Genomic DNA, 17,875 nt, shown 5'->3' on the forward strand with positions numbered 1-17,875 from the left:
GTTCGTGATCATCGCCGTGGCAGCCGTGGCAGGCCAGTAGCCCGCCCCGGCCGCCGTCAGTGCTGCGACCACGTCACCACGCGAACGCCTCCGGCGACGGCCCCGGGCCCGGGAAGATCTCCTCCAGGGACGTGAGCACGTCCTTGGACAGCTCCAGCTCCAGCGCCCGCAGCGCGGACTGAAGCTGCCCGGCCGTGCGGGGGCCGACGATCGGACCGGTCACGCCTGGCCGGGTCAGCAGCCACGCCAGTGCCGCCTCGCCCGGCTCCAGGCCATGCTTGTCGAGCAGGTCCTCGTACGCCTGCACCTTTTCCCGTACGGCCGTGTTCGCGAGCGCGTCCGCCGAGCGGCCGGTGGTGCGCCGGGAACCCTCGGTCTCCTTCTTGATCACGCCGCCGAGCAGCCCGCCGTGCAGCGGCGACCATGGGATGATCCCGAGGCCGTACTCCTGCGCGGCGGGGATGACCTCCATCTCGGCGCGGCGCTCCGCCAGGTTGTACAGGCACTGCTCGCTGACCAGTCCGTAGGAGCCGAGCCTGCGCGCGGTCTCGTTGGTCTGGGCGATCTTCCAGCCGGGGAAGTTGGACGAGCCGGCGTAGAGGATCTTGCCCTGCTGGATCAGGACGTCGATCGCCTGCCAGATCTCCTCGACCGGGGTGCGCCGGTCAATGTGGTGGAACTGGTAGAGATCGATGTGGTCGGTCTGCAGCCGCTTCAGCGAAGCGTCCACGGCGCGGCGGATGTTGAGGGCGGAGAGCCGGTCGTGGTTGGGCCACGGGTCGCCGTCCCCGGCCATGTTCCCGTAGACCTTGGTCGCGAGGACGACCTTGTCGCGACGGTCGCCGCCCTTGGCGAACCAGTTGCCGATGATCTCCTCGGTGCGGCCCTTGTTCTCGCCCCAGCCGTAGACATTGGCGGTGTCGAAGAAATTCAGACCCGCATCGAGGGCGGCGTCCATGATGGTGTGGCTGGTGGGCTCGTCTGTCTGGGGCCCGAAGTTCATCGTCCCCAGGACGAGTCGACTGACCTTTAGTCCGGTGCGTCCGAGCTGCGTGTACTTCATGACGCCCTAGCCAACGCCTTCGAGCGCGCTCCAGGCAAGCCCGCCGAGCCCCACGGTCATCCGTGCCGACGGCCGGTGTCCGCGTCCGCGCAGTGGAGTTCGTCCCGCCTGCCGTCATCGGTCCGCGACCGGAACAGCACCCGGTCCGTGTCCAGCGGGACCGGGCCGTTGCCCAGGAGGTTCGTGGGTGCCACCCACCGGACCTCGCCGTCGCGGACTCCCGCGACACCTCCGTACCCGCCGACGAACACGTGGTGCGGTCCGGCGGCCAGCACGGACGGCTCCCGCAGTGTGCGGCCGTCCGGGGCGGTGACGCCGACAGGCCGCAGGAGGCGGCGGCCGCCGGCCGTCTCGGCCTGGTACAGCCGCCTGCGCCAGGTGACGGCGTACAGCCGGTCGCCCACGCACACCGCCGGCTCGCAGAGCGAGGTGAAGCGCCACCAGCCCAGGTACGGCATCGCGAGGGGTTCGGCCTCCGTCCGGCCCGCGTACGCGTACAGCCGGGCCCGGCGCCTCAAGGGCGCGGAGAACAGGGCACGCTCACCGTCGACGAGCGCGGGATCGTAGGAGAAGCGGTGCACGGTCCGCTTCGGGAAGCGGGTGCGGGAGATCTCCTCGCCCGTGCCCGTGGCGCGTACGGAGAGGACCGCGGAGGAGCTCCAGCTGTGGAAGACGACGGAGTCGCTCGGGGTGTCCGGCCGGATCAGGGCGCCGTAGCCGGCGGATTCCCGGGTCCACAGCTCCTCGCCGGTGCGGGCGTCGAGGGCGCGCAGGTCGCCGACGTCCAGGATCACCCGGGGCCCGCACACCAGCAGGTCCCAGATCGTGCCGAACTCGTCTTCCCACTGGGTCTCGCCGCTGCGCGCGTCGACGCCGGCGATCTTCCACCGGTCTTCTCCGGCCTCGCCCCAGAACACCACGGTCGCACCCGCGGCCGCGTGCCTGACCAGCGGGCTCTTGCGACGCTCCCACAGGACCTCTCCGCTCGCGGGGTCCAGGGCCGTGAACGCACAGCGCTCGATGTCGCGCCGGACCGGGACGACGACGGCGCCGTCCGCGCGTGCCAGGGCGTGGGAGTCCGGATCGGCGAGGGCGCGGCTGCACCACGAGAGGTCGCCGCCGTTCGCGTCGACGGCGACGATGCGGTTGTCCGTCAGCGGGACGTGGACCGTGCCGCCCGCGACGACCGGCCCGAGCATCGTCCCGGCCGGGGCCCGCAGGGTCCACAGGCCGCTGGCCTCCCGGGACGTGACGGGCAACCGCGGTATGTCATCGGCCACGTGGACTCCATCGGACGCGGGGCGGCGGAGACGTGCGTGGGGGACGCGGGGGCTCTCTGCGGATGGTAGCGCCGGGCCGGGGTGGAGCCCAGCCTCCGTTATTCGCGGGGGAATTCGGAGGTGGTGAGGGTGAGGCCGACGGGGGTGTGGGTGAGGTCGACGTCGGTGCCGAAGGCGACGGTGGTCTCGGTGGTGTAGTCGCCGTCCTTGGGGTCGGTGTAGAGGTGAACCTTGCCCTGGTACGGGTCGGCGATCAGGAGGACGGGGACTTGGGCGACGGCGTACGCGGCCTTCTTGGGCCCGTAGTCGTTGTGGCCGGTGCCTTTGGAGATCACCTCGGCGACGAACTCGACATCTTGGTAGCGCAAGCGGCCCTCGGGGGTCTTGCTCGCGCCTTCCGCCATGACGGTCACGTCGCTGGCGAATCCGTTGAGATGCCCCGGATAGTCGACGCGCACGTCGGAATTCACGCGCTTGCGCGGGTACTTGGCCCGCAGCTGCTCAACGATATCCAAAATGATCTGCCAGTGGTTGTCCCGCTGCGGCGACATGAAGACGGCCCCCTCGACGATCTCGACCTTGAATCCTTCGGGGGCGGATTCGAGCCACCTGAACATCTCGTCCAAGGTTCGCTCGTCGTTGTCTTCGGCCATGTCGATCCTGTCGGTCTCTATGACATCTGCGACGGTCATCGTGGCGTTCCTCCCCGGCTGCCGTCCGAACACATGCAGCCGCGCGGTACAACGATACGCACGGTGACTGGGTTACGTCCTCGATCGCGTCACACGCCACCCATCCACCCCGCCGCGTCCAGGCGGAAGCTCTCCGGGCCGGTCACCGTCCGCAGGGCGTCCTCCAGATCACGCAGGCGGTCTGTCCCCATCGACGCCGCCCATTCCGCCCGCAGTTCGTCGAAGATCACGGCCGAGCGGGCGAGGGCGTCCTGGCCGTGCGGGGTGAGGCGGATCAGTTTGCGGCGGGCGTCGGCGGGGTCGTCGGCGCGTTCCGCGTAGCCGAGGGCGACGAGTCGGTCGACGGTCTTGCCGGCCGCCTGCTTGGTCACGCCGAGCCGCCGTCCGACGTCGCTCGCGCTCGCGCCGGACAGGCCGATCGCCTGCATGGCGAAGCCGTAGGCGGGCCGTACGTCGGGGTGGCCCTGCTCGGCGAGCTCAGCGTGGAGCCCGTCGATCAGCGAGCGGAATCCGGCGAACAGGAGCAGCGGCAGCTCGTAACCGGGCGCGTCGGAAACCGCCTTGCGCGCTTCGACAACCTGGTTTACGTTTTCGGCATCAGGATCGTCAACCATGTTGTCCATTGTAGGAGCCGGTCATGTTCACCGAGCACACCCTCGACACCGCCCCGCCCGCCTCGCGCCCCGCCATGGAGGCCGCCGCCCAGCGGCTCGGCCACCTGCCGCCCGCCGTCGCCAAGCTGGCCACCTCGCCCCACCTGCTCGACGGCTTCCTGACGCTCAGCGCCGCCTTCGAGCAGACCACTCTCGATCCGCTCGCCCGCGAGACCGTCGTCATGACCGTCGCCGTACGCAACGACTGCCGTGTCTGCATCGCGATGCACACCGGCAAGCTGCGGACGCTCGGCGCGGACCCCGTACTGATCGCGGCGCTGCGGGAGGAGCGGGCGCTCCCCGACGAACGACTGGAGGGAGTACGGCAGTTCACACAGGAGGTGCTTCGCACGGCGGGCGCGGTCGACGACGCCGGGCTGCGGGCCTTCCTCGCGCACGGGTTCACGCCGCAGAACGCCCTGGAGGTCGTGATGGGCATCGGCACGTACACGATGTCGACGCTCGCCAACCGGCTGGTCGGTGCGTAGGCCGTCGCCATGTCAGGCGCCGCGGCGACCGGGGTCGGGTTTCGGCCGTTGTCGGCGGGGCCGGGTGGGTGCTCCTTCCTTTCTGCGGGTCCGCGTGCCGCAATGACCTCCGCCAGCCCGTGACCCCCACACGAAGGCAGGATCCCCCCATGAGACACAGCACCCTGCTCCTCGCCGCGGCCCTCGCCGCAGGCACACTCGCCATGGCACCCGCGGCCCAGGCAGCACCCCAGGTGACGCCGGAGACGGCAACGTTGTCGTTCGACTGCGGTTCGTACGGCTCCGGCACGGCGACGCTCAAGGCCACGCAGGACGGCACGGCCGCGACGATCGAACTCTCGACGGAGGCCATCAAGGCTCCGGTTCCCATCGCGGCCGGCGCGGTCGCGTCCACCCTGACCCTCACCAGGAACGGCTCCGGGACGACGACGTTCACCGGCAACTCCAACCCGGCGATCCCGGCCGGCGGCGCGGTCTCGACCGGCCCGCTGGACGGTACGGTCGCGTCGGGCGACAGCCTGGAGGCGAAGTCCCTGACGGTCGTCGTCTTCGGCGTCACGGCTGAGTGCACGGCGACGTCCCCCCAGGACCCGGGGCCGTTCGTCTTCTGACGGCCGGCGGACCTACGCCGCCGGGGCCGGCCACCTCGCGGGAGGGGCCGGCCCCGTGTACGAGCCGACCGGCAACCGCCCCCGGAAACGGGGCCGTTCGTGACAGGCATGCGGGGACGCCTGGCCGGCGGGGGTTCGGGCGCTCACCCGGTGCGCCGGGGGATGGTCGTGTGTCGGGGCGCCCGCGTTCGACGGGCGCCAGTGGCCGTTGGACTGGCGGTCGCCGCCCACATGCGAAGTTCCGTCTCGCCGACGAGGCGCATCGCGGCCGTTGCCGCACGGACATGGCATCCGCCGCCCGCCCAGTCCGGGGCCACGTCCCCTGGCGGACATGGGTCGCACAGGCGGCGGCCGATACGCAGGTGGGCCCGCGGGAATGCCGGGACCCCGCTCTGCTGTTGCCGCGGGCATGACCTTCTCCGTGGATGTGACCGTGCGCGGCTACGAGCTCGACACGCAGGGGCACCTGAACCAGGCCGTCTATCTGCAGTACGCCGAGCACGCGCGGTGGGAGCTGTTGCGGGCCGCAGGGCTGTCGCAGGAGAAGCTGCTTGCGAGCGGCGTCGGGCCGGTCGCGCTCGAGGTGACCGTGAAGTTCGCGCGTGAGCTGCGCGGCGGCGACCGGGTGCGGGTGACCTGTCGGTTCGTGTACGGGGAGGGGAAGACCTTCCAGGTCGTCCAGCAGATCCTCAAGGACGACGGCACGCTCGCTGCCGAGATCTCCGGCGTGGCGGGCATGCTGGATCTGTCGACCCGGCGGCTCGTCGCCGACCCGCGGGCGCATCTGGCCGCGCTGGCCGACAATCCGGACCTGCTCAGCGGCTGACCGTAGTCCTTTGGGCCGCGGCCCGGTACGCCCTGCCCAGTCCCCATGCCTGGTGCATCGCGTCGGCGAACGCGGCCGCCAGTTTGTGTTCGCCCGTCGGGCCCGGGTGGGTGCCGTCGTAGGTGTCCTGGTGGATGTCGTACGAGGGCGGCCGCGAGGCCAGCAGGATCGGGGAGGTGGGGGTGTCGAGGTCCGCGACCGCCTTCGCGAGGAGCACGTTGAAGCGGTCGCACTCGGCGGCGAACGGGGCGTCGGACGCGGCACGGATGTTGGGGATGACCGGGAGCAGGACCATGCGGACATGCGGGTCGGCCTCGCGGGCGCGGGCGACGAACTCCCGGGCGTTGGCGGCCGTCTGGTCACTGTCCGTGTAGAAGCCGAGGTCGATGAGGCCGAGGGAGACCAGGAGGATGTCCGCCTTCTCGGCGGCGACCGTCTCCCCGATGACGGGGGCCATGTGGAGCCAGCCCTCGCCCCAGCCGGCCAGGTGGCGGCGGGCGCCTGCCGGGAAGGCGGGATCGGCGTACGCGTGCGAGACGGGGGCGTTCGCCTCGGTGTCGTACAGCGTGGTGCGGGGGCCGACAATCTCGTACGGCTCGCCGAGGGACGCGAGGTGCTGCCACATCCGGTAGCGCCAGCTGTAGTCGCCGGCGCGTCCGATGGTCATGGAGTCGCCGACGAACAGGAAACGCATGGGCGACATCATGGCCGAACTCACCGGTGACTCGGCAGCTGACGGGATGTGAGGCTGGACACGACCGGTCATCCACGGGTGAGCAGCAGCACCAGCCGGTCGATCTGCTCGGCCGGGTCCGGCGCGCCGGGCCAGGTGGTCATCAGCAGGTGGTGGACGGTGCCGACCAGGGCCAGGGCCGCCGTGGCCGTGTCCAGGCCTGCGGGGACGCGGCCGAGGGAGCGTTCGGCGTCGAGGTAGCGGGTGACCGACTCCTGGACGGCGGCGAAGCCCGGCGCGCCGGACGCCATCGCGTCGCGGAAGCGTTCGGCGGCGCCCGGCCGGGTGAGGGCGAGGCCGGAGAGCTCCGGGCCGGTGGCGGTGAGCAGGGCGGACGCGACGCCGGTGAGGTTCGCGGTGATCGTCTCCTCGCCGGCCCGGTCGGGCAGTGCGGAAGCGAGGGCGGCGGTGCGGGCGAAGCGGTCGAGGACCAGTTCCGCGACGAACTCGTCCAGCCCGCCCGCGAAGTGGGCGTGCAGCAGGCCCTTCGCGCAGCCGGCCTCGTCCGTGATCGCCCTGCTGGTCAGGGCGCCGGGGCCGCCTGCGGCGACGACTCGTTCCGCGGCGGCGAACAGCCGCTCGCGGGCGTTGGGTACGGCGACTCCGCGCGGTGACATCCAGATCTCTTCCGGTGAGGAGTGGACAGTATGGGCGTGTGCCCATACTGTTTGGGCATACGCCCATACTAGTCGGGAGGCACTGTCGTGCAGTACGTCGTCAACACCGAGCAGGAACAGGCGTGGAACGGTTACGAAGGCAGTCACTGGGCCCGCCACCAGGACCGCTGGGACGCGGTGAACGAGGGCTTCGACGAGCCGCTGCTCACCGCCGCCGCGATCCGTGCCCAGGACGCCGTCCTCGACGTCGGCTGCGGCGCCGGGGCCACCACCCGGCTCGCCGCACGGCGTGCGGCCCACGGCCGGGCCACGGGGCTGGACCTGTCCGCCCCGATGCTGGAGCGCGCTCGCGCCACCGCCCGCGCCGAGAACCTCGCCAACGTGGACTTCGAGCGCGGTGACGCCCAGGTGCACCCGCTCGAAGGCCGCGCCTTCGACGTGGTCATCAGCCGTTACGGCGTCCTGTTCTTCGCCGACCCCGTCGCCGCCTTCGCCAACATCCGCGGCGCCCTGCGCCCCGGCGGCCGTGCCGCCTTCGTCATCGCCGCGGAAGCCGGGGCCAACGAGTGGCTCCAGGCCCTCGCCGGGCTGCGCGGCCTGCTGACCCTGGGCGGCTTCGGCGCGATGGGCGGGCCCGGCATGTTCTCGCTCGCCGACCCCGACCGCATCCACGAGGTCCTGAACGGGGCCGGGTTCGCCGGGATCGCGGCCGAGCGGGTGGAGGCGTACGGGAGGTGGGGGAGCGACGCGGAGGACGCCGGCGCGTTCCTGCTCGGTTCCGGGCCCGGACGGCATCTGCTCGGCCAGGTCGACGAGGCCACGGGGGAGCGGGCCCGGCGGGAGCTGGTGGACATCCTGCGCCCGCATGAGAAGGACGGGGCGGTCCGCCTGCGCAGCACGGCCTGGCTGGTCACCGCCGTACGGCCGTAACGTTCGCGGGCGGAGGTGGCAGGCTGGGGGCATGCGTTCGCTTCCGTGCGTCACCGGCCTCGCCGCCGCGCTCGTCCTCGCCGCCGCCGTGCCCGCGGCGGCGGACGACGACAGCGGGTTCACCATCAAGGACCCGAGGATCACCGAGTCCAGTGGCCTCGCGGCGAGCCGCGCGCATCCCGGGGTCTACTGGACGCACAACGACCAGGACGAGCCCCGCGTCTTCGCCATCGACTCCGCCACCGGCGAAACGGTGGCGACCGTCACCCTCCAAGGGGTCGGCACACCGCGGGACATGGAGGCGATCTCCGTCGGCGCGGACGGGAACGTCTACGTGGGCGACATAGGCGACAACCTCGACGGCAGCTGGGACCACGTGTGGATCTACCGCTTCCGCGAGCCGGCCCGGCTGGCCGACCAGACGGTGCGCGCCACACAGTTCGACGTGAAGTACGCCGACGGGCCGCGCGACGCGGAGGCGCTGATGGTGCATCCGAAGACCGGCCGGGTCTACATCGCCTCCAAGAACGAGGAGGGCGGCGTCCTGTACGAGGGCCCCGCGTCGCTCAGCGCCTCGGCGACCAATACCTTCCGGCGGATCGGGGAGGTGCCGTGGGTGACCGACGGCGCGTTCTCCCCGGACGGGGAGGAGCTCGTCCTGCGCTCGTACTTCAGCGCCCGGGGCTACGCGTGGAAGAACGGCCGCCTCGGCGCGGACCACCGGGTGCGCGCTCCGATCCAGGGGCAGGCGGAGTCGGTGACGTACACGCTCGACGGCAAGGCGCTGATGTTCGGCACGGAGGGCGAACAGAGCACCGTGGAGCGGGTGGAGCTCCCCTCGAAGGAGGAGGACTCCGGCGGTGACGACCGCCCCGGGGCCGGTGGTGACCAGGCGGCCGCTGACGACGAGGGCATGGAGCCTGGCGTGACGGCGTACGGCCTGCTCGTGCTCGCCGGCGGGGCGGTGCTGGTGTTCGCCCTGCGTCGTCGGCGGTCCTGAGGGGTGTTCGCCCTGCGTCGCCGGCGGTCCTAAGGCGTCTCCGCCCGCTGCCGCACGAGCGCCTCGAAGCCGACGACCAGTCGCTCCAGACCGAAGGCGAAGTGGTCGAACTCCGAGGAGAAGGCATCCTCGGAGAGGTTCGCCAGGGCCGGGTAGTCGCCGCTGAGCATGGCCTTGGAGAGGAACGGCTCCTGGCTCTTCCAGAAGTCCTCCTCGCTCTGGCCGGTCTGCTGCGCGGCCTCCACGGTCTCCACCTCGATGCGGACGATGCCGCCGACGAAGCACTGCACGGCGATGATCACGGAGATCAGCTCGGGGTCGCGCAGGCCCATGTCCCGCAGCGCGGCCAGTGAGGTGTCCAGGCCGCGGACGGCGCTCGGGCCGAGGACCGTGCGGGACTGGTTGACCTTCAGCAGCCATGGATGCGCGCGGTAGAGGTCCCGGTAGCCGCGGGCCATGGCGCGTACGGCGTCCTGCCAGGCGGGGGACTCGGGGGCGTAGGCCTCGTTCTCCAGGGGCTCGCCGGTGACGCGGTCGAGCATCAGGTCGAGCAGCTCGGCCTTGCCGGGGACGTACCGGTAGAGCGACATGGTGCCGGTGCCGAGCTCCGTGGACAGCCGGCGCATCGAGACGGCGGCCATCCCCTCCGCGTCGGCGAGCCGGACGGCGGCCGTGACGATGCGGTCGAGGGTGAGGCCCGGTTTGGGGCCGCGCGTGGGGCGCTCGCCGGTGCCCCAGAGGAGTTCGAGGCTGCGCGAGACGTCACCGCTGCCGCTCGTTTCGGTCGTCGTCATGGCCTCACCTTAATCCCGTGGAGAAAAACTGAGTACGATGTACTCTCATGTGGGTACGCCGTACTCAGTTGTTTGCCGAGGGGTGGAGGGGCCATGGACGACCATGCGGTGATCGCCGAAGGCGTCGAGAAGAGATACGGGGACAAGAAGGCACTCGCGGGCTTCGACCTCGCCGTGCGCAAGGGCACCGTGCACGGGCTGCTCGGACCCAACGGCGCGGGCAAGACCACTGCCGTCCGCGTCCTCGCGACCCTGCTGCGGTTCGACGGCGGGCGGGCCGAGGTCGCCGGCGTCGACGTCGCCCGCGATCCGCGCCGGGTGCGCCGCCGGATCGGACTCACCGGGCAGTACGCCGCTGTCGACCAGGTCTTGACGGGCCGCCAGAACCTGGAGATGTTCGGGCGTCTCTTCCACCTCGGCGGCCGGCGCGCCGCGCTGCGGGCGGGCGAACTGCTGGAGCGGTTCGATCTGGTGGAAGCCGGCGACAAGGGCGTCGGCACGTACAGCGGCGGCATGCGGCGCCGGCTCGACCTCGCCGCCTCGATGATCCTCGCGCCGCGCGTCCTGTTCCTCGACGAGCCGACCACCGGACTCGACCCACGCTCGCGCGGCGAGGTCTGGGAGGCGGTGCGGCGGCTGGTCGCGGGCGGCACCACGGTCCTGCTCACCACGCAGTACCTGGAGGAGGCCGACAGGCTCGCCTCCCGGATCACCGTCATCGACCACGGCCGCGCCATCGCCGACGACACCCCCGACGGGCTGAAGAACCGTGTCGGCGGCGACCGCATCGAGGTGGTCGTGCGGGACGGGGCCGACCTCCCCGCCGTCGCCAAGACCGTCGCACGGGTCTCGGACACCGAGCCGGTGACGGACGGCCCGGAACGGCGCGTGCACGCCACGGTGACCGACCGGGTCGCGGCCCTGACCGAGGTGGCGCGCACCCTGCAGGACGAAGGCATCGGGGTGGAGGACATCGGACTGCGCAGGCCGAGCCTCGACGACGTGTTCCTGCGCCTGACCGGCCACGGTACGGACGAGACGACCAAGGAGACGGCGGCATGAGCGCGCTCGACACGGTGGACCTGGACCAGCGGGACACGCACGGCCGCGCCTACTGGGCGATCGCCGACTGCTTCGGCGTCGTACGCCGCGGGCTGACCAACTATCAGCGCCAGCCTGTCCTCATCGCCTGGCAGCTCGGCTTTCCGATCATCTCCGTGCTGCTCTACGGGTACGTCTTCGGCGGCGCGATGAAGTCACCCGACGGCGGCAGCGTCCGCGACTTCCTGATGCCCGGCATGTTCGCCATGACCATGGCCTTCGGCTTCATGAACACCGCGATCGCCGTCGTCACCGACGCCTCCAAGGGCGTCATCGACCGCTTCCGCTCCATGCCGATGGCTCCCTCCGCCGTGGTCACCGGACGCGGCGTCAACGACCTGATCGTCGCCGGCGCCGAGCTGATCATCCTCGCGGCGACCGCCTTCGCGATGGGCTGGCGCTCCGACGCGGGTGCGGGCGCGGTGCTTGCGGCGTTCGGGCTGCTGCTGCTCCTGCGGTTCTGCCTGATCTGGGTCGGCATCCTGCTCGGACTGGTGGTGCCGACACCGGAGGCGGCCGGCGGGCTCTACGCCGTGGCGTTCCCGCTCACCATGATCTCCAGCGTCTTCGTCCCGCCGTCGACGATGCCGGACTGGCTCGGCGCGATCGCCGCGTGGAACCCGATCTCGTCCACCGCGGCCGCGGCGCGCGAACTGTTCGGCAACCCGGTCGCGAGCGACGGCAGCTGGATCCAGGAGCACGCACTGCTGATGGCGGTGGTGTGGCCGCTGGTGATCACCGCGGTCTTCCTGCCGCTCGCGGTCCGGCGGTTCCAGCGGCTGAGTCGCTGACCTGCGGTTCTCATCCCGTCTCGCACCCCGCGCACCGCCGGGTCGAGACTGGAAGGAGGCCGCAGGACCGCGACCTCGACCCGGCCCCGGCCGTGGAGGCAATCATGACGGCGACCACACGTGACGACACCCCTGTCGCCATAGAAGGCGGCGGCGTGGAACTGCGCATGACGGAGGTCGGCGGCGAGATGACCGTCGCGTTCGTCCGCTTCCCCAAGGGCACGGACATGTCCGAGGCGGTCAAGGGCCTGCCCGACGACAAGTGCCAGTGCCCGCACTGGGGATACCTGTTCTCGGGGCGGCTGAAGATGCGGACACCTTCCGGCGACGAGACCTACGAGGCGGGACAGGCCTTCTACTGGCCGCCGGGCCACGTCCCGGAGGCGCTGGAGGACTGCGAGTACCTGGACTTCTCGCCGACAAAGGAGTTCACCGAGGTGATCGACCACGTCAAGGCGGCGATGGGCTGAGCCTCCGACGGCGGCTCAGGACCTGCGCTCGCCGGCCTTCAGCAGCTCGGCCACATCGAGCTCGACCTCGGCGCCGATCGAGTCGGGAAGGGTCAGCCGCTGGCCGGGGGCGTAGACCTCGTGGCTGTCGTACTCGTTGGCGATCGGGGCGGTGAGGACGTGGACGCGGGTGTGCTTGCGGTCGACGATCACATAGACCGGGACCCTGGCCATCGCGTAGGCGGCGACCTTGTTCCGCAGGTCCTGCCGGTAATTGCTGGAGGTGACCTCCAGGACGAGCCGGAAGACGGCCGGGTCGTAGCAGTTGAACTCCATCAGGTGGTCCTCGAAGTCGGCGTCGACCACGCAGAGGTCCGGGACGGTGTAGTCCTCGGGGCCGTCGGGAAGCCAGAGCCCGACGGCCTGCAGCACCTCGGTCTCCCCACCGGCCAGACCGGCGAGCATGAACGGTTGCATGAGAACGGTGAGTGCCCGTGCATGGGCACCGTCCGCGGGCGGGGTCACGGTGAGGACGCCTCCGATGATCTCGACGCGATAGCCGGGCAGCCGCTCGATCAGGCGATCGGCCTCTTCGAGTAGCGTCGGCATCTCGCCCGCACAGGGGTCACAGGGGTGCTCGACTGCTGCGGCAGACATGCGGGCCTCCTGATGGCTGGTGTCGAGAGCATCATCGTAGGGCGCGGGGTCGTTCGATGTCCGGTAGGCGGATCGTCACACCATTGAGCGATCAAGGGCCCGGGACGCTGACCGATGGTCGCGTCCCGGGCCCTTGAACAGGCTCGTACGGCTCGCCGCTACAGCTTCTCGATCACGTAGTCGATGCACGCCGTCAGCGCCTCGACGTCCGCCGGGTCGACCGCCGGGAACATCGCGATACGCAGCTGGTTGCGGCCCAGCTTGCGGTACGGCTCGGTGTCGACGATGCCGTTCGCGCGCAGCGCCTTCGCGACCGCCGACGCGTCGATCTCGTCCGCGAAGTCGATCGTTCCGATGACCTGCGAGCGCTTCGCCGGGTCCACCACGAACGGGGTCGCGTGCTTCGACGCCTCGGCCCAGCCGTAGAGCGTGCTCGAGGACGTTCCGGTGCGGCGCACCGACCAGTCCAGGCCGCCCTGGCCGTTGATCCACTTCAGCTGCTCGTTCAGCAGGAAGAGCGTGGCCAGCGCCGGGGTGTTGTACGTCTGGTTCTTGCGGGAGTTGTCGATCGCCGTCGGCAGGCTGAAGAACTCCGGCACGTGGCGGCCGGACGCGTGGACGCGCTCGGCGCGCTCGATCGCGGCGGGGGAGAACACGGCCAGCCACAGTCCGCCGTCGGCGGCGAAGGACTTCTGCGGGGCGAAGTAGTACACGTCCGACTCGGTGATGTCGACCGGCAGGCCGCCCGCGCCGGAGGTGGCGTCCACCAGGACGAGAGCGCCCTCGTCGGCGCCCGCGACGCGCTTGACCGGGGCCGCGACACCGGTCGAGGTCTCGTTGTGGGTGAGGGCGTAGACGTCGACGCCCTCCTCGGCCCGCGGGTCCGGGTGCGTGCCGGGGTCGGAGGAGACCACCGTCGGATCGGCCAGCCACGGCGCCAGCTTCGCGGCCTTGGCGAACTTGGAGGAGAACTCGCCGAAGGACAGGTGCTGGGACTTGTTCTCGATCAGCCCGTGCGTCGCGATGTCCCAGAAGGCGGTGGAGCCGCCGTTGCCCAGGATCACCTCGTAACCCTCGGGCAGGGAGAACAGCTCGCGCACACCGTCGCGGACCTCGCCGACCAGGTTCTTGACCGGAGCCTGGCGGTGTGAGGTGCCGAGCAGGGAGCTGCCGGTGGCGGCCAGGGCGTCCAGCGCCTCCGTACGCACCTTGGAGGGGCCCGCGCCGAAACGGCCGTCGGCGGGCTTGATGTCAGCGGGAATCTGGATATCAGCCACGAGCCGGAGCGTATCGCCTCCGGCTACCGGACGCCGACCCGGTCCGGACCATGAGACGCCCGCACAGCCCTTGAGCTGCGGGATCACAGGGCGTGGCCCTCCAGGTGCTTGATCAGGGCGATGAGGACGAACTTGCTGGACGAGTGGTCACGGGCGTCGAACTCGACCATCGGCACACCCGGCCCGAGCGTCAACTCGCCGCGGATCTCGTCCTCCGACCGGAACGGGCCGCCGAAGTCGTTGACGGCGACGATGAACGGCGTGTCGCGACCCTCCAGGCAGTCGATCGCGAACCGGGCGGCGTCGAGCGCGCGCGTGTCGACGAGGACGACCGCGCCCGTCGTGCCGTCGAGGAGCGGGTCCCACAGGAAACGGAACCGGTCCTGCCCGGGCATGCCGAACAGATGCAGCACCATGCGCTGGTCGAGGGTGATGCGCCCGAAGTCCAGGGCGACCGTCGTCACCGTCCGGCCGGCCACGGCGGCGGGGCCGCTGATCGGCTCCTCCGTGTGCAGCGGGCGGATCTCGCTGACGGACCGCACCATCGTCGTGCTCCCCGTGCCGGATCCACCGGCCACGACGATCTTCATCGCGCTGAGGTGTGCCCCGGCGCGGTTCATCGTTTCTCGTCGGTGCCGGTCATCGAGCGGTGCCTTCCGGGGATGCGGTAGGGGACGTCGGAGCCGCTGCGTTCTGATCAAGTGGAGGTCACTATAGGAGAGTTGGCGATCACTTGGACAAGGCCCTGGAGTGTCTCGATTCGTTCTCTTCTGCGCACCGTGCGCAACTGGCGCGCTCCCGGGAGGGACGCACGCGGATTCCCCGGGAGGGACGCACGTGGATTCCCCGGGAGTGACGCAGGTGTGAGAGGCGGCCTGGGGGTCATCCTGGGGGACATGGCGCACCACAGGGACCGGCAGGACGGCAGGCGTTTCGTACACACAACAGATACGCACGACGTGGCGGGGGCGCTCACCGCCGCCGTGCGCGGCGACGTCGACTTCGGCGTCGCGGCACGGGCCCTGACGACCATGGACGCCTCCAACTACCGGCGCGTCCCGGACGGTGTCGTGGCCCCGCGCGACGCGGACGACGTGGCGGCGGCCCTGGCGGTGTGCCGGGAGCACGGGGTGCCCGTGGTGGCGCGCGGCGGCGGCACGTCGATCGCCGGCCAGGCCACGGGCGTCGGCGTCGTCCTGGACTTCACCCGGCACATGAACGCGATCCTCTCCGTGGACCCCGACGCCCGCACGGCCGTCGTACAGCCGGGAGTGGTGCTGGACACGCTGCAGGCGGCGGTACGGGGGCACGGCCTGGCCTTCGGCCCGGACCCCTCGACGCACAGCAGGTGCACGATCGGGGGAATGGTGGGGAACAACTCGTGCGGTGCGCACTCCGTGCGCTGGGGCACGACCGCCGACAACGTCCGCCGACTCGCGGCCGTCACCTCCTCGGGCCGCTCCGTCACCCTCGACCGGGGCACCCGCTCCACCGGCGTCCCGCCCGGCCTGGACGACCTGGTCCGCGCGAACCTGGCGCTCCTGCGCACCGGATACCCCGCGGGGCTGCCGCGGCGGATCTCCGGGTACGCCCTCGACGCCCTGCTTCCCGAGAGGGGCGTCGACCTCGCCCGTGCCTTCTGCGGCAGCGAGGGCACCCTCGCCGTCCTGACCGAGGCGACCGTCGACCTGGTTCGGACCCCGGCCGCCCGCGCCCTCGCCGTCCTCGGCTACCGCGACGAGAGCGCCGCCGCCGAGGCCGCCTGCGGCCTCCTGCCCTACGGGCCCCTGACCGTGGAGGGCATGGCCGACGACCTCGTGCCCGACGCGCACGGGCTGCCGCGCGGCGGGGCCTGGCTGTTCGTCGAGACAGGCGGCGACAGCGCCGCCGAGGCGCGCTCGCGCGCGGCGGAGATCATCCGGGCCGCCGACGCGCTCGACGGCACGGTCGTCCACGACCCGGCCGGCATGCGGGCGCTGTGGCGGGTACGGGAGGACGCTGCCGGCACCGCCACGCGGACGCCTGACGGCGGCGAGGCCTGGCCGGGCTGGGAGGACTGCGCCGTCCCGCCCGCCCGGCTCGGTCCCTACCTGCGTGACTTCCGGGCCCTGCTCGCCGAGCACGGCCTGCGCGGCACCCCTTACGGCCACTTCGGCGACGGCTGCATCCATGTCCGCATCGACTTCGACCTGTTGAGCCCGCCGGGTGTCGCCCGGTTCCGTACGTTCTCCGAGCAGGTGGCGGATCTCGTCGTCGCGCACGGCGGCTCGCTGTCCGGCGAGCACGGTGACGGACTGGCGCGCGCCGAGCTGCTGCCGAAGATGTACGGTCCCGAACTCGTCGGACTCTTCGGCGCGTTCAAGGACCTGTGGGACCCCGACCGGCTGCTGAACCCGGGCGTCCTCGTCCGCCCGGCGCCGCTCGACACCGATCTCCGCTTCGACGTGCTGCCCAGGCGGCCCGTCGACGTCGCCTTCGGTTACCCGCACGACGGCGGCGACTTCGCGGGCGCGGTACGGCGCTGCGTCGGCGTCGCCAAATGCCGTACGGAGCGGGTCGCCGGGGGCGCGGACGTGATGTGCCCCTCGTACCGGGCGACCGGCCAGGAGCGGCACTCCACCCGGGGACGGGCCCGGCTGCTGCACGAGATGCTGGCCGGCGAGATCGTCACGGACGGCTGGCGTTCGGCGGAGGTCCTGGACGCCCTCGATCTGTGCCTGTCGTGCAAGGGCTGCCGCAGCGACTGCCCGGTGGGCGTGGACATGGCCACGTACAAGGCCGAGTTCCTGCACCACCACTACGCGGGACGGCGCAGGCCCGCCCCCCACTACACGATGGGCCGCCTCCCGCAGTGGCTGCGGCTCGCCGCGCCGTTCGCGCCCCTGGTCAACGTGCTCGCCCGCACCGGCCCGGCGGCGGCACTGGCCAAGAAGGTGTGCGGTATCGCGCCCGAGCGACAGCTGCCGCTCCTGGCTCCCCGGTCGCTGAGCCGCCTGCTCCGCGAGCATCTGCGCGACCGCACCGGGGTGTTCGCGCAGGACCGTACGGCGGTGCTGTGGCCGGACACGTTCACCGACCGGCTGTCGCCTTCCGTGGGCATGGCCGCGGTACGGGTCATGGAGGCGGCGGGCATCGGGATCGTGCTGCCGCCCGGCCGGGTCTGCTGCGGGCTGACGTACGTCTCCACGGGCCAGCTCGACCGGGCCCGCTCGGTCATGCGGCGTACCCTCGACACGGTGGAGCCGCTGCTCGAACTGGGCCTGCCTGTCACGGTGCTGGAGCCCAGCTGTGCCGCGACGCTGACGACGGACCTGCCGGAGCTGATGGGCGGCGATCCGCGGGCCGCCCGGCTCGCAGCCTCGGTACGGACGTTCGCGCAGACCCTCGGCCAGTGCGCCCCCGACTGGAGCCCGCCGCGCGTGGACCGCCCGGTGGTGGGTCAGACGCACTGTCACCAGCATGCGGTACTGGGTGATGCGGCGGAGCGGGCGCTGCGGGAGAGGGCCGGTCTGCGCGGTGGGCTGAGCGGCGGCTGCTGCGGCCTGGCCGGCAACTTCGGCTTCGAGGCGGGCCATTACGAGGTGTCGGTGGCGTGCGCGGAGGAGCAGCTGCTCCCCGCGGTACGGGCGGCGTCGGCGGACACCGTGCTGCTGGCGGACGGTTTCTCCTGCCGCACGCAGGTGGACCAGCTGGCGGGCCGCCGGGCGAGCCATCTGGCGGAGGTACTGGCGGAGGCGCTCACGGAAGGACCGCAGGGCGGGGCCGACTGAGGGGTGGCGTGCGTGCGGGTGCGGGCGGTGCGGGCCTCCTCGGCGGTGCCGAGGGGGCGTGCGGGCGGGGCGGCGCACCGGTCCGTAGCGTGGAGGGATGGATCGGCGCGACACGGGCAGGGGAGGCCGGCGGTGAACGGTGG

The 17,875-nt window shown here is 71.7% G+C and carries 19 protein-coding genes; 9 read left to right on the forward strand and 10 right to left on the reverse strand.

Features of this window, described 5'->3' with window-relative positions:
* Window positions 1–73 precede the first annotated feature (73 nt).
* The 4 genes from ACH5AF_RS07945 to ACH5AF_RS07960 all read right to left on the reverse strand — a co-directional run bounded on the left by ACH5AF_RS07945 (window position 74) and on the right by ACH5AF_RS07960 (window position 3,658).
* The gene (locus tag ACH5AF_RS07945) at window positions 74–1,063 is read right to left on the reverse strand and encodes an aldo/keto reductase (protein ID WP_398900610.1); all 990 of its coding nucleotides are present in this window, start codon (window positions 1,061–1,063) and stop codon (window positions 74–76) included.
* Window positions 1,064–1,119: 56 nt separating this feature from the next.
* A complete protein-coding gene (locus ACH5AF_RS07950; protein ID WP_398900611.1) occupies window positions 1,120–2,343 on the reverse strand; it encodes a PQQ-binding-like beta-propeller repeat protein in 1,224 nt (407 codons plus the stop codon).
* Between the two features lie 98 nt (window positions 2,344–2,441).
* Complete coding sequence (locus tag ACH5AF_RS07955; protein WP_398900613.1) at window positions 2,442–3,035, reverse strand: Uma2 family endonuclease; 594 nt, start codon at window positions 3,033–3,035, stop codon at window positions 2,442–2,444.
* An 89-nt stretch (window positions 3,036–3,124) separates the two neighbouring features.
* Window positions 3,125–3,658, reverse strand: coding sequence for a MarR family winged helix-turn-helix transcriptional regulator (locus tag ACH5AF_RS07960; protein ID WP_398900614.1), 534 nt, complete (start codon window positions 3,656–3,658; stop codon window positions 3,125–3,127).
* Between the two features lie 14 nt (window positions 3,659–3,672).
* Here ACH5AF_RS07960 and ACH5AF_RS07965 point away from each other — a divergent pair, with 14 nt between their 5' ends.
* The 3 genes from ACH5AF_RS07965 to ACH5AF_RS07975 all read left to right on the forward strand — a co-directional run bounded on the left by ACH5AF_RS07965 (window position 3,673) and on the right by ACH5AF_RS07975 (window position 5,613).
* Window positions 3,673–4,176 carry a carboxymuconolactone decarboxylase family protein gene (locus ACH5AF_RS07965; protein WP_398900615.1) on the forward strand — a complete coding sequence of 168 codons (504 nt, stop codon included), beginning with the start codon at window positions 3,673–3,675 and terminating at the stop codon, window positions 4,174–4,176.
* A 149-nt stretch (window positions 4,177–4,325) separates the two neighbouring features.
* Window positions 4,326–4,787, forward strand: a complete 462-nt coding sequence (locus tag ACH5AF_RS07970) for a hypothetical protein (RefSeq protein ID WP_398900616.1) — start codon at window positions 4,326–4,328, stop codon at window positions 4,785–4,787.
* A 409-nt stretch (window positions 4,788–5,196) separates the two neighbouring features.
* Window positions 5,197–5,613: an acyl-CoA thioesterase gene (locus tag ACH5AF_RS07975; RefSeq protein ID WP_398900618.1), complete on the forward strand. Its 417-nt coding sequence runs from the start codon at window positions 5,197–5,199 to the stop codon at window positions 5,611–5,613.
* Here ACH5AF_RS07975 and ACH5AF_RS07980 read toward each other — a convergent pair.
* Both ACH5AF_RS07980 and ACH5AF_RS07985 read right to left on the reverse strand, forming a co-directional pair.
* The gene (locus tag ACH5AF_RS07980; protein ID WP_398900619.1) at window positions 5,603–6,307 is read right to left on the reverse strand and encodes a GDSL-type esterase/lipase family protein; all 705 of its coding nucleotides are present in this window, start codon (window positions 6,305–6,307) and stop codon (window positions 5,603–5,605) included. The genes ACH5AF_RS07975 and ACH5AF_RS07980 overlap by 11 nt on opposite strands.
* 68 nt (window positions 6,308–6,375) lie before the next feature.
* Window positions 6,376–6,963 carry a TetR/AcrR family transcriptional regulator gene (locus ACH5AF_RS07985; RefSeq protein ID WP_398900621.1) on the reverse strand — a complete coding sequence of 196 codons (588 nt, stop codon included), beginning with the start codon at window positions 6,961–6,963 and terminating at the stop codon, window positions 6,376–6,378.
* A gap of 87 nt (window positions 6,964–7,050) precedes the next feature.
* Here ACH5AF_RS07985 and ACH5AF_RS07990 point away from each other — a divergent pair, with 87 nt between their 5' ends.
* Entirely contained in the window at window positions 7,051–7,893 is an 843-nt protein-coding gene (locus ACH5AF_RS07990; protein ID WP_398900622.1) for a class I SAM-dependent methyltransferase, read from the forward strand.
* Between the two features lie 31 nt (window positions 7,894–7,924).
* Window positions 7,925–8,893, forward strand: coding sequence for a WD40 repeat domain-containing protein (locus ACH5AF_RS07995; protein WP_398900623.1), 969 nt, complete (start codon window positions 7,925–7,927; stop codon window positions 8,891–8,893).
* 29 nt (window positions 8,894–8,922) lie between these two features.
* On the opposite strand, the gene ACH5AF_RS08000 is transcribed toward ACH5AF_RS07995, so the two are convergent.
* On the reverse strand, window positions 8,923–9,687 hold the full coding sequence (locus tag ACH5AF_RS08000) for a TetR/AcrR family transcriptional regulator (protein WP_398900624.1): 765 nt from the start codon (window positions 9,685–9,687) through the stop codon (window positions 8,923–8,925).
* 93 nt (window positions 9,688–9,780) lie between these two features.
* On the opposite strand from ACH5AF_RS08000, the gene ACH5AF_RS08005 reads away from it, so the two are divergent.
* The 3 genes from ACH5AF_RS08005 (at window position 9,781) to ACH5AF_RS08015 (ending at window position 12,049) form a co-directional block, all read left to right on the forward strand.
* On the forward strand, window positions 9,781–10,749 hold the full coding sequence (locus ACH5AF_RS08005; protein WP_398900625.1) for an ATP-binding cassette domain-containing protein: 969 nt from the start codon (window positions 9,781–9,783) through the stop codon (window positions 10,747–10,749).
* Window positions 10,746–11,579 (forward strand): ABC transporter permease, encoded by an 834-nt coding sequence (locus ACH5AF_RS08010; protein WP_398900627.1) that lies wholly within the window; start codon window positions 10,746–10,748, stop codon window positions 11,577–11,579. Before ACH5AF_RS08005 ends, ACH5AF_RS08010 begins: the two co-directional genes overlap by 4 nt.
* A gap of 104 nt (window positions 11,580–11,683) precedes the next feature.
* A complete protein-coding gene (locus tag ACH5AF_RS08015; protein ID WP_398900628.1) occupies window positions 11,684–12,049 on the forward strand; it encodes a hypothetical protein in 366 nt (121 codons plus the stop codon).
* Window positions 12,050–12,064: 15 nt separating this feature from the next.
* Here the strand turns inward: ACH5AF_RS08015 and ACH5AF_RS08020 are convergent, their stop codons facing one another.
* From ACH5AF_RS08020 to ACH5AF_RS08030, 3 genes are all read right to left on the reverse strand, one after another.
* A complete protein-coding gene (locus ACH5AF_RS08020) occupies window positions 12,065–12,685 on the reverse strand; it encodes a Uma2 family endonuclease (protein ID WP_398900629.1) in 621 nt (206 codons plus the stop codon).
* Between the two features lie 158 nt (window positions 12,686–12,843).
* The gene (gene serC, locus ACH5AF_RS08025) at window positions 12,844–13,962 is read right to left on the reverse strand and encodes a phosphoserine transaminase (RefSeq protein WP_398900630.1); all 1,119 of its coding nucleotides are present in this window, start codon (window positions 13,960–13,962) and stop codon (window positions 12,844–12,846) included.
* Between the two features lie 83 nt (window positions 13,963–14,045).
* Window positions 14,046–14,582: a GTP-binding protein gene (locus ACH5AF_RS08030; protein WP_398900631.1), complete on the reverse strand. Its 537-nt coding sequence runs from the start codon at window positions 14,580–14,582 to the stop codon at window positions 14,046–14,048.
* Window positions 14,583–14,858: 276 nt separating this feature from the next.
* On the opposite strand from ACH5AF_RS08030, the gene ACH5AF_RS08035 reads away from it, so the two are divergent.
* Window positions 14,859–17,732, forward strand: a complete 2,874-nt coding sequence (locus ACH5AF_RS08035; RefSeq protein WP_398900632.1) for an FAD-binding and (Fe-S)-binding domain-containing protein — start codon at window positions 14,859–14,861, stop codon at window positions 17,730–17,732.
* The last annotated feature ends 143 nt before the right edge of the window (window positions 17,733–17,875 follow it).

Origin of the sequence: Streptomyces sp. NPDC018833 (assembly GCF_044390825.1) — a bacterium.
Lineage (GTDB): Bacteria > Actinomycetota > Actinomycetes > Streptomycetales > Streptomycetaceae > Streptomyces.